The organism is Ruegeria sp. BHSB056 (assembly GCF_059613305.1).
In genome coordinates, this window is the sequence record NZ_JBXWSG010000017.1 from 1 (window position 1) to 11468 (window position 11468).

General features: G+C 56.8%; 12 protein-coding genes. All 12 read left to right on the forward strand.

Features of this window, described 5'->3' with window-relative positions:
- A partial coding sequence (locus AC2FND_RS06445; RefSeq protein WP_496768645.1) for a dimethylsulfoniopropionate demethylase occupies positions 1-961 on the forward strand: 961 nt, incomplete at its 5' end.
- 104 nt (positions 962-1065) lie between these two features.
- Positions 1066-2061 carry an acryloyl-CoA reductase gene (gene acuI, locus AC2FND_RS06450; RefSeq protein WP_496768647.1) on the forward strand — a complete coding sequence of 332 codons (996 nt, stop codon included), beginning with the start codon at positions 1066-1068 and terminating at the stop codon, positions 2059-2061.
- Between the two features lie 183 nt (positions 2062-2244).
- Positions 2245-2808, forward strand: a complete 564-nt coding sequence (gene frr / locus AC2FND_RS06455) for a ribosome recycling factor (RefSeq protein ID WP_209596181.1) — start codon at positions 2245-2247, stop codon at positions 2806-2808.
- A gap of 9 nt (positions 2809-2817) precedes the next feature.
- Complete coding sequence (gene uppS, locus AC2FND_RS06460; RefSeq protein WP_480564851.1) at positions 2818-3549, forward strand: undecaprenyl pyrophosphate synthase; 732 nt, start codon at positions 2818-2820, stop codon at positions 3547-3549.
- Positions 3546-4328, forward strand: coding sequence for a phosphatidate cytidylyltransferase (locus AC2FND_RS06465; protein ID WP_480472661.1), 783 nt, complete (start codon positions 3546-3548; stop codon positions 4326-4328). Before uppS ends, AC2FND_RS06465 begins: the two co-directional genes overlap by 4 nt.
- Positions 4328-5500 (forward strand): 1-deoxy-D-xylulose-5-phosphate reductoisomerase, encoded by a 1173-nt coding sequence (gene dxr, locus AC2FND_RS06470; RefSeq protein ID WP_496768648.1) that lies wholly within the window; start codon positions 4328-4330, stop codon positions 5498-5500. The genes AC2FND_RS06465 and dxr overlap by 1 nt, the downstream gene beginning before the upstream one ends.
- Before the next feature lie 4 nt (positions 5501-5504).
- Positions 5505-6857, forward strand: a complete 1353-nt coding sequence (rseP, locus tag AC2FND_RS06475; RefSeq protein WP_496768650.1) for an RIP metalloprotease RseP — start codon at positions 5505-5507, stop codon at positions 6855-6857.
- Positions 6858-6936: 79 nt separating this feature from the next.
- Positions 6937-7065 (forward strand): hypothetical protein, encoded by a 129-nt coding sequence (locus AC2FND_RS06480; RefSeq protein ID WP_267364732.1) that lies wholly within the window; start codon positions 6937-6939, stop codon positions 7063-7065.
- 128 nt (positions 7066-7193) lie between these two features.
- Positions 7194-9554, forward strand: coding sequence for an outer membrane protein assembly factor BamA (bamA, locus tag AC2FND_RS06485; protein WP_480505243.1), 2361 nt, complete (start codon positions 7194-7196; stop codon positions 9552-9554).
- Between the two features lie 6 nt (positions 9555-9560).
- Positions 9561-10139 (forward strand): OmpH/Skp family outer membrane protein, encoded by a 579-nt coding sequence (locus AC2FND_RS06490; protein WP_496768652.1) that lies wholly within the window; start codon positions 9561-9563, stop codon positions 10137-10139.
- Positions 10140-10212: 73 nt separating this feature from the next.
- On the forward strand, positions 10213-10686 hold the full coding sequence (gene fabZ, locus AC2FND_RS06495) for a 3-hydroxyacyl-ACP dehydratase FabZ (protein ID WP_209596189.1): 474 nt from the start codon (positions 10213-10215) through the stop codon (positions 10684-10686).
- Complete coding sequence (gene lpxA, locus AC2FND_RS06500) at positions 10683-11468, forward strand: acyl-ACP--UDP-N-acetylglucosamine O-acyltransferase (RefSeq protein WP_496768654.1); 786 nt, start codon at positions 10683-10685, stop codon at positions 11466-11468. Before fabZ ends, lpxA begins: the two co-directional genes overlap by 4 nt.

An 11468-nucleotide genomic window follows, 5' to 3' on the forward strand; every position in this document is an offset into this window, starting at 1 on the left:
CCTGAAATCCCACGTGCAGGTCTGGGATGTCGCATGCGAGCGGCAGATCGAGCTGCGCGGACCGGACGCCGCGCGCCTGATGCAGATGCTGACCCCGCGCGATTTACGGGGGATGTTGCCGGGGCAATGTTTCTATGTCCCCATCGTGGACGAAACCGGAGGCATGCTGAATGACCCGGTTGCGGTAAAACTGTCCGAAGACCGCTGGTGGATTTCAATCGCTGACAGCGACCTGTTGTTGTGGGTCAAGGGAATCGCCGTTGGATATCGTCTGGATGTGCTGGTGGACGAACCGGATGTGTCACCTCTTGCTGTTCAGGGTCCCAAAGCTGACGATCTGATGGCGCGTGTCTTTGGCGACCGGGTGCGCGACATCCGGTTCTTCAAATTCGATATGTTCCAGTTTGAAGGTCGCGATCTGGCTGTGGCGCGATCGGGCTATTCCAAACAGGGCGGGTTCGAGATTTATGTGGAAGGCAGCGATATCGGCATGCCCCTGTGGAACGCCCTGTTTGCAGCAGGGGAAGATTTGCAGGTGCGCGCCGGATGCCCGAACCTGATCGAACGGATTGAAGGTGGTCTGCTGTCTTATGGCAATGACATGACCGACGACAACACCCCGCATGAGTGCGGTTTGGGCAAGTTCTGCAATACACATACCGCGATTGGCTGTATCGGCAGGGACGCGTTGCTGCGTGTGGCCAAGGAGGGGCCTGTTCAGCAAATCCGCCCCGTCGCCATTGCGGGCGATCCGGTGCCGGGCTGTGACCGACCTTGGGGCCTTTACGCGGACGGCAAGCGTGTGGGGCAGGTGACCTCGGCCGCGTGGTCACCCGATTTCAACACCAACGTCGCCATTGGCATGGTACGCCTGAGCCATTGGGATTCGGGAACGGAGCTGGACGTGGAAACGCCAGATGGAATGCGCCGCGCGACCGTGCAGTCACATTTCTGGATTTAAAGGGGATTTGGGGGCGCTGCCCCCGTCGCTGCGCGACTCCCCCGGGATATTTAGGGCCAGGTGAAGCAACGGGCCGGTTACAGAAACACGAAAGGAATTGAGAGATGTTCAATGCACTTGTGATGGACAAGGACGAAGAAAGCGGTTTGGCGAGCGCGTCGGTCAGGCAGCTCACGCTGGATGATCTGCCCCATGGCGACGTCACGGTCGCGGTTGAATATTCCACAGTGAACTACAAGGACGGTCTGTGTCTGTCCCCCAAGGGGGGCGGTTTGGTGCGGGCGTATCCGCATGTCCCCGGAATTGATTATGCCGGTACCGTCGAGGCATCTTCCGACGCGCGTTACAAGCCCGGTGACAAGGTCGTTCTGACCGGGTGGCGGGTAGGTGAAGCGCACTGGGGTGGTTATTCGCAGAAAGCCAGTGCCAAAGCGGACTGGCTTGTGCCTCTGCCGGATGGGCTTGACGCCCGGCTGGCGATGGCTGTTGGGACTGCCGGGTTTACCGCGATGCTGGCCGTGATGGCGTTGGAGGATCACGGGCTGACCCCCGATCGCGGCCCGGTTCTGGTAACCGGGGCGGCCGGTGGTGTCGGTTCGGTGGCAACAGCCATTCTGGGTCATCTCGGCTATCAGGTGGCCGCCGTGACCGGGCGACCTGAAACCGGCGATTACCTGAAATCGCTTGGTGCAACGACAATAGTGCCTCGCGATGAGCTGAATGAGACAACCAAGCGCCCGTTGGAAAGTGAAACCTGGGCTGGCTGCGTGGATGCCGTGGGCGGCGCGATGCTGGCGCGTTTGCTTGGGCAAATGAAATACGGCTGTTCGGTCGCGGCCGTGGGTCTGGCGGGTGGCGCGGCGCTGCCTGCAACGGTGATTCCCTTCCTGCTGCGCGGTGTGAACCTTCTTGGCATCGACAGTGTGATGCAGCCCTATGAAAACCGGGTTCGTGCCTGGCAAAGGATCGCGACCGACCTGCCGATGGAAAAGCTTGAGGCCATGATTCAACCGGCGGCTTTGTCCGACCTTCCGCAATTGGGTGCCGATATCCTGAAAGGGCAAGTCAAAGGGCGCGTTGTTGTCGATGTAAATACCTGAGCCCAGAGGACGACCCAAACCTGACCTGATGCGCCGGGTTGGGTTTGGGGGAGGCGCGTTTGGTACAAAATGATCGCAACACCTCTGGCCATTGGTACAAAACCGCCTCATGATTGCTATACATCCCAAATGTGATGGCGTAAGACCCATCCAAAGAGTACCTGAATACGGGGAGTGAGCAGCATGTCTGACGACTTCGAACTGGACACCGATGACCTGAAACGCCGCATGGATGGCGCAATGGTCAATCTGAGAACCGAATTTGCCTCGCTGAGAACCGGGCGCGCATCGGCCTCAATGCTGGAACCTGTCATGGTCGACGCATATGGTTCGATGACACCGATCAACCAGGTGGGCACCGTCAACGTGCCAGAGCCGCGCATGGTCACTATAAATGTGTGGGATAAGTCATTGGTCGGGAAGGTTGAAAAAGCCATTCGCGAAAGCGGCCTGGGCATCAACCCGCAGCTGAACGGCACCATCATCATGCTGCCGATTCCCGAGTTGAACGAAGAGCGTCGCCGTGAACTGGGCAAGGTCGCCGGCCAATATGCGGAAAGCGCCCGGATCGCGATCCGCAATGTGCGCCGGGATGGCATGGATCAGATCAAGAAGGCAAAGGCGGACGGTATGTCTGAAGACGATCAGAAGCTGTGGGAAAGCGAAGTGCAGGATCTGACGGATGCGATGATCAAGGCAGTCGATACAGCGCTTGAAACCAAGCAAACTGAAATCATGCAGGTCTGATCTGGTCTGATGCCGAAAGATCCCCAAACCGATCCGGTCTGCGGCCCGCGCCATGTCGCTATCATCATGGATGGCAATGGCCGCTGGGCACAGGCGCGTGGTCGCCCAAGGCTGTTTGGGCACCATGCCGGAGCGCGGCGTGTTCGCGAGGTTGTCGAGGCCTGCCCGCATCTGGGGATCAAGTACCTGACAGTGTTTGCATTCTCGACCGAGAATTGGAAGCGAACGCAGGTTGAGGTGGCCGGGTTGATGAGCCTGTTTCGGCGCTACATCATCAAGGAGACACGGACCCTGGCGGACAATGGCATCCGGGTTCGGTTCATAGGTGATCGGGTAAGGTTGGATTCGAAACTGACCGAATTGATGGATTCACTGGAAGAGGAAACCAAGGACAACGACCTTGTTCATCTGACGGTCGCCCTGAACTATGGCGGTCGGGACGAGGTGGCGCGCGCCACCAAACGTCTCGCGCGGGATGTGGCCGACGGGCGGCTTAGACCCGAGGATGTGGATGAAGAAACGTTACCTAAGTATCTGGATACACGCGTTCTTCCGGATCCTGACCTTGTCATTCGCACCAGTGGAGAAGCACGGATTTCGAACTTTCTGCTGTGGCAGTCCGCCTATTCCGAGTACGAATTCATAGATACGCTGTGGCCGGATTTCACCGCCGCAGAACTCGAGAGGCTTTGTCGCAACTATGGGGCCAGAGAGCGTCGGTACGGGGCGGTTCTGGCATGAGTGATGGCCGGTGGTCTGATCTGACGAGCCGGGTCCTTTCTGCCGCCGTTCTGGTTGCGATAGGGGCCATCGAAGTCTGGCTTGGCGGTCTCTGGTTCGAGGTCTTCATTGCAGCTGCTTGTGGCCTGATGACCTGGGAACTGGTTCGGATGATTGACCCTGAAAGCCAGGGTGTGGCCGTGCAGTTGGGCGTTCTGAGTGCGTTTGCCGTTATCCTCAGCTACCACCTGCCGGCGCTATACACGCTCCCTGTCGTGCTTGCGCCAGCTTTGGTGGGTATGGGACAGATCAGCCGCTCGAAAACCTTGTACGGCTTGTTCGCGGTCTGGATTGTCGCGGCTGGTTTGGGTTTCATTTCCATTCGCGAAAACTCGGGATTTGGCTGGATGGTCTGGCTGATAGCGGTGGTGGTGGCCACGGATGTGGCGGGCTATTTTGTGGGCAAAATGGTCGGAGGGCCCAAGTTCTGGCCAAAGATCAGCCCTAAGAAAACATGGTCGGGAACGGCAGGCGGATGGGCTGCCGCGGCCTGTGTCGGTATCGCCTTCGCAAGCCACGCGGGTTTCGGATTTGCCTTTGTTGTTGTTTCCGTTTTCGCATCAATGGCCAGCCAGGCGGGTGACATAATCGAAAGCGCGATCAAACGTAAGTTCGGGGTCAAGGACAGTTCGAACCTGATCCCCGGCCATGGCGGCTTTCTGGATCGGTTCGACGGCATGATGGGGGCTGCGGTGTTTGTTCTGATCGCAGGTCTTCTGTACACGCCGGGTGAGATGTAATGCGACGGATTTCCGTTCTTGGCGCCACGGGTTCGATCGGGCAAAACACGCTTGATCTGATTTCGCGTAATCCCGAAGACTATGATGTGGTGGCGCTTACCGGCGGCGCGAATATTCAACAGCTTGCCGATGACGCTCGTCGGTTGCGCGCCGATTTGGCTGTCACGGCACACGAAGACAGGTTGGAGGACCTGCGCGTCGCCTTGGCGGGCAGTGGGGTCGAAGTGGCGGCCGGGCCGCGCGCAATTGCCGAGGCTGCCGCGCGTCCGGCGGATTGGGTCATGTCAGCAATCGTCGGGGCAGCAGGCCTTGCGCCTGGGATCGAAGCCCTGAAACAAGGGACGACACTGGCCTTGGCCAACAAGGAAACACTGGTCTGCGCCGGATCACTGGTTCTGGAAACTGCAAAAAACTATGACGCGCGTTTGCTTCCGGTCGACAGTGAGCATTCTGCCGTGTTTCAGGCGCTGGTCGGCGAAGATATCAAAACGGTCGAACGCGTGATTATCACCGCAAGTGGCGGAGCGTTCCGCGACTGGCCGCTGAAGGATCTGGCAACCGCCACCGTCGAACAAGCGTCCAGCCATCCGAATTGGGATATGGGACAGCGGATCACAATCGACAGTGCCTCGATGTTCAACAAGGCGTTGGAAGTAATAGAAACAAAAGAATATTTCGGAGTATCTCCGGATCAAATCGAAGTTTTGGTTCATCCTGAATCCATTGTCCATGCAATGGTCGGGTTTCGAGATGGCGCAATGATGGCACATATGGGCGCCCCCGACATGCGCCACGCCATTGGGTATGCGTTGCACTGGCCCGACAGGCAGGAGCTGCCGGTTCAGCGGCTGGACCTCGCAAAGCTGGGACAGCTGCGCTTTAACGAACCGGATCTGACACGCTATCCAGCCCTGAAACTCGCCTGGGACGTGATGCAGCGTGGTGGGCTGGCTGGCGCAGTATTCAATGCCGCCAAGGAACGCGCGCTGGATCACTTCATTGCGGGCCGGATCGGCTTTCTTGATATGGCGGATACCGTTTCTGCCGTATTGGACAGGTTTGACGCAACGGGCGGCCTTATTGATGCCCCGATGACACTTGATAACGTGCAGCAAACCGACCATCTGGCACGTCAGTGGGTCGATAACACTTTGATGGAACGAGCAGGATAGAAATTTGGACGTACTTTCGCTGATCCCGCAATTCGGCAATCTGCTGTGGACGATTGTTGCATTTGTTATTGCGCTGTCGGTCATTGTGGCCGTGCATGAATATGGCCATTACATTGTGGGCCGGTGGTCTGGTATCCATGCCGAAGTCTTTTCGCTCGGGTTTGGGCCGGTGCTCTGGAGCCGCAAGGATAAGCGCGGAACCAAGTGGCAGATCGCGGCGTTGCCTTTTGGTGGATACGTGAAGTTTCTGGGCGATGCCAATGCGGCCTCGGGCAAGAATGAAGAAGCGATGGAAGACATCGCGACCCAAAGTCCTGAGGAGTTGCGCCGCACCATGCACGGTGCCCCGCTATGGGCACGAGCCGCCACTGTCGCCGCTGGCCCGGCCTTTAACTTTGCCATGTCAATTCTCGTTTTTGGCCTGATCTTCTGGTCGCAGGGCGTTTCGCGCGAACCCCTGACCGTTGGCGCGTTGCAGCCTTTGCCGGGCACCGTGCAGGAGTTACGCGAAGGCGATGTGATCACGGCTATCGCCGGTCGTCCTACGCCGGACTATGACGAAGAAGGTGCATGGAAGGAGTTTATCGACGACCTGCCTGTTCAACCGGTTCTGGATTATTCTGTGATCCGGGACGGTGAACCCCTTGAGGTTCAGGCCCCTTGGATGTTCCCGCCGCTGATCCGTCAGGTTGCCCCGCGCAGCGCGGCGATGGATATCCAGCTGAAGCAAGGGGACGTCATCACCTCGGTCAACGGTGAACCGATCTTTGCCTTCGATCAGCTAAAGGATCATGTCGAAGGATCGGACGGTCGCGTCTTACTGCTTGAGGTCTGGCGGGATGGGTCCGAGTTGGAATTTGCCCTTGCGCCGCGGCGCACGGACGAGCCCCAGCCTGATGGTGGCTTTGTCACGCATTGGCGCATCGGAATCGTCGGTGGCATGATGCTGGAGCCGGCAACCGTACCGGCTGGGCTTTTCGATTCCTTTAGGGGCGGTGTCATCCAGACTGGTCGCATCATTGAAGGGTCCTTGTCTGGCATGTGGCACATGGTGACGGGCGCAATCAGTACCTGCAACATCTCAGGGCCAATCGGAATTGCCGAAACCTCGGGGGCAATGGCCAGCCAGGGGGCGCAGAACTTTATCTTTTTCATCGCTGTCCTGTCGACTGCGGTCGGGTTGTTGAACCTGTTTCCCATTCCTGCATTGGATGGCGGGCATCTGGTTTTCTACGCCTACGAGGCCATTGCAGGGAAACCACCCAGCGACCGAGCGTTGCGTGTGCTCATGGGCATTGGAATTGCGATCATCCTGACGCTGATGCTGTTTTCGGTCAGCAACGACCTGTTCTGCTGAATGTGGCGGCTGGAGCAAATTCCAGCCGCATTCCCGCCATATTTCGACGTTACAGTATTCCCGTCTAAAGGGAACAGTCATGTCCAAAACGCTGAAAAAATCGTATCAAAGCTTTAGCTTCCTCTTCATGTTGAACTGGGACGTTATGCTGAGTTTTGCCGTTACAGCGTTGGCGATGGCTGGAGCCGCTTATCTGGCGGGAATGTGATTCTTCGGAAAATCGTAGGCCTGTTGTCGCGTGGCTGTCAGCCTGACTGCTTCGATATCGCCTTTTGACAAGCTCATTCAATCCCGTTACTCAGCATTAAAGTCTCAAAATTCTGGGTAGAGCATAAAATGACTGACAGGCGAGACGCAGGCACATCCTGCGGGGGGCATAAGCCAACAAACAATATTTTGTGGCAGGCGCTAACGGTTTTTTTCCTTTTTGTTGCGGTAAGTTTACTGGCGTTTCCACATGCGGCATCGGCGCAAAGCTACACGATCAACTCGTTTGATGTTGAGGGGAACCGCCGGATCGAAACCGGAACAATTATCGCTCGGACCGGAATCGAACCGGGCCAGACTGTAACTGCCGGGCAGCTTAACGATGCCTATCAGCGTTTGCTTGACAGTGGTGTATTTGAGACAGTTGAACTGACGCCGCGCGGCACGACTCTGGCCATTCAGGTTCAGGAATACCCAACGATCAACCAGATCAGCATCGAAGGGAATGCTCGCGTCAAAGACGATGTTCTTTTGGATGTGATCTCATCGCAACCACGCCGGGTCTTTACACCTCAGGCGGCCGAAGCGGACGCTGATACCATTGCCGAAGTGTATTCGGCGCAGGGTCGCGTCGCGGCAACTGTCATTCCCCGCATCATCCGTCGTAGCGATAATCGCGTCGATCTGGTTTTTGAAGTGGCAGAAGGCACGACCATCGAGGTCGAGCGCGTCAGCTTTGTCGGCAACCGCGCCTTTTCGGACCGGAGGCTGCGCCGGATTCTGGAAACCAAACAGGCAACGTTCCTGCGGACTTTCTTCCGCAACGACACGTTTATCGGCGACCGCATCGAATTCGACAAACAGGTCATTCGCGATTTCTACCTGTCGCGGGGCTATATCGATTTCCGTGTGAACAGCGCCAACGTCGAGTTTACCCGCGAACGGGATGCGTTCTTTCTGGTGATGAACGTCACCGAAGGCCAAAAATTCTCGTTTGGAAGAATCACGACGGTTAGCGAAATTCCTGGTGTTGATGCGGCGCCGTATCAGGATGCGCTGAAAATCAAACCTGGCGTGACCTATACGCCGACGCTGGTGGAAAACTCGATCGCGCGGCAGGAACGTCTTGGCTTGAAACAGGGTGTTGACTTCCTGCGGGTGGAACCACGTGTGACGCGCAATGACCGCGACCTTACTCTGGATATCGAATTTGTTCTGACGAAGGGTCCGCGGATCTTTGTCGAGCGGATCGATATCGAAGGCAACACCACCACGCTGGACCGTGTGATCCGCCGCCAGTTCGACACTGTAGAAGGTGACCCCTTCAACCCGCGTGAAATCCGTCAGGCCGCGGAACGCATCAATGCGCTCGGGTTCTTTGCCGTTGCCGAGGTCGAACCTCGGGAAGGGTCGTCCCCCAGCCAAGTCATTCTGGATGTGGATGTCGAAGAACAACCTACAGGTTCGCTCAGCCTGGGCGGCAGCTACTCGGTCACAGACGGTTTTGGGATTGCAATCGGCCTGAACGAGGCAAACTTCCTGGGGCGTGGTCAGAATCTTGGCGTGTCGCTGTCAACAGCGCAGGATTCGGAACAGTACACCATTAACTTCACCGAACCCTATCTGCTTGGCCGCAAGCTTCGTTTCGACCTTGGACTGGGTCTGTCGGCAACCAATTCGGGCTTTGCAAGTTACGACACGAGCTCGTTGTTTTTTAGACCTCAGTTGACCTACGCAATTGGGGAACTGTCTGCTCTTCGGCTGCGCTACGGCTGGGACCGCAGCGAAATGACACAGCAGAGTAATCAGACCAGCGGAGCGGTGATTGCGTCCGAGATCGCGCAGGGAAAACGGACGTCCAGCTCGCTCGGACTTTCCTACATCTATGACAGCCGTATTGGTGGTCTGAACCCGAACTCGGGTGTTCTGTTCGAAGTGGGCGTCGATGCGGCAGGCCTTGGCGGCGATAACAAATACTTCAAAACCACCGCGCGCGGTATCGCTCAAACACGGGTCTGGAACGAAGAGGTTGTTCTGCGTGCAACTCTGGAACTTGGCGCACTGAATTGGTCTGGTAATGGTTTCAGCCGTGCAGTTGACCGATTTGTGTTAGGTCCCAGCACCTTCCGCGGCTTTGAGCCTGCAGGTCTTGGCCCGCGTGATTTGTCCAACGGCCAGGATGATGCCATCGGCGGCAACTATTACTGGGTCGCGCGTTTTGAAACCGATTTCCCCTTGGGTCTGCCCGAGGAGCTGGGCCTGCGGGGCGGTCTGTTCTATGATGTTGGAAACCTTTACAACATCAACGATGTGAACACTGCAGGGGCAAATATCGTTGGTGCAGACGGGTCCATTCGTCACGTAATCGGCATCTCGGTCTTGTGGGAAACGCCGTTTGGACCTTTGCAGTTCAACTTCTCGAAAGCTCTGAAAAAGGAAACGTTCGACAAGGAGCAGAACTTTGACCTGACCATTCAGGCCCGGTTCTGATCTGCGATGACGAACAGGTTCTTTACCTTGATACAGGGCCCGCTTTGGGCCCTGTGTGCATTTTTGATGCTGTTTCAGGCCCCTTCGGCTGAGGCACAGCAACTGGGTGTTCCGCAAGCCAGCGTGGTCACGTTGTCCGGCGAGCAGCTGTTCAAGAACTCGGCATTCGGGCAGCGCGTACTGCGCGAGATCGAAAAAGAAAGCGCGATGCTGGCGGAAGAAAATGAACGGATTGTCGCGGAACTCAGCCGAGAAGAAAAAGACCTGACCGAAAAGCGCGCGACTATGCCAGCAGAGGAGTTTCGCCCACTGGCCGAAGCGTTCGATGTCAAGGTTCAGTCCCATCGCGACGGGCAAAGGGCAAAGCTTGACGCGCTGGCACGTCGCAGCGAGGAAGCGCAACAAACGTTTTTCGATATAGTTCGCCCGATCCTTGTCGATTTGCTGCGCGAATTTGGTGCCAGCGTGATCATCGAACGCTCCAATGTCGTTGTGAGCACGTCAGATATCACAGAGGCTGCGATAATCCGCGTGAACACGGCAATTGGCGATGGCAGCGGACTTCAAAAGGACACAAGCGAATAGGTTCGCTTGCCCTTGCGAGGCTGTATTGCTAACCACGCTGAAAAAGAAACATCCAGAACAGGATAACCGCATCATGACAACGGAAACCAAAAGTGCCGATATTCAGTTGATCCAAAGGATCCTGCCGCATCGTTATCCGTTTTTGCTGGTCGACAAGGTGGTGGACATCTCTGGCTATCAATCGGCCCGAGGTATCAAGAACGTCACCATGAACGAGCCGCATTTCCAGGGCCACTTCCCGGGAACACCGATCATGCCGGGTGTTACCATCGTCGAGGCGATGGCGCAGACCGCAGGCGTAATGCTGGGCGTAGGGATGGATGTCATCGACACCGAGTTGCTGATCTATTTCATGAGCATAGACAAGTGCAAATTTCGCAGGAAAGTTGTTCCTGGCGACGTGCTGGAGATGCATGTCGAAACGGTTCGCGGCAAGAAGGGTGGCAAGCTTTTCAAGTTCAGTGGCCGGGCCACTGTTGATGGTGAAGTGGCAGCGGAAGCAGAATTCTCGGCCTATGTCGATTGGGATATGGAAAAAACAACATGAGCGGTATCCACCCCAGCGCGATTATCGAAGACGGGGCGCAGATCGGGCAGGATTGCATCATCGGTCCTTTCAGCTATGTGGGTGCCAATGTAAAACTGGCGGACCGCGTCGAGTTGAAGTCTCATGTTGTTGTGACCGGTGATACATCGATCGGCGAAGACACCGTGATCTTTAATTTTTCGGTGATCGGTGAGATTCCGCAGGACCTGAAATTCGGCGGTGAAAATACGCGCCTTGAAATCGGTCAGCGCAACCGCATTCGCGAGCACGTGACGATCAATACCGGGACCGAAGGTGGCGGCGGTGTAACCCGGATCGGGGATGATTGCCTGCTGATGGCAGGCGTTCACGTGGCCCATGATGTGCAAATCGGCAACCGGGTAATCATGGTGAACCACGCCGGAGCAGCCGGTCACTGTATTGTCGAGGATGATGTGATCGTCGGTGGTATTTCGGGCCTGCACCAGTGGGTGCGTGTTGGTCGTGGGGCGATCATCGGTGCGCTCACCATGGTGCCAAAGGACGTCATTCCCTACGGTCTGGTACAGGCATCCAGGGGTGAGCTTGAAGGTCTGAACCTCGTGGGTCTCAAGCGTAAAGGTGTTTCGCGCGAAGACATCTCGGCATTGCGTTCCGCGTTCAAGGAGCTGTCTGAAGGCGATGGAACGTTCATGGATCGCGCAAACCGTCTTGGTCAGGGTAACGAAAGTGACTATGTGCAACGGATCGTTGATTTTGTCACCGGACACAGCGATCGGTCGTTCCTGACACCGAGGAAATAG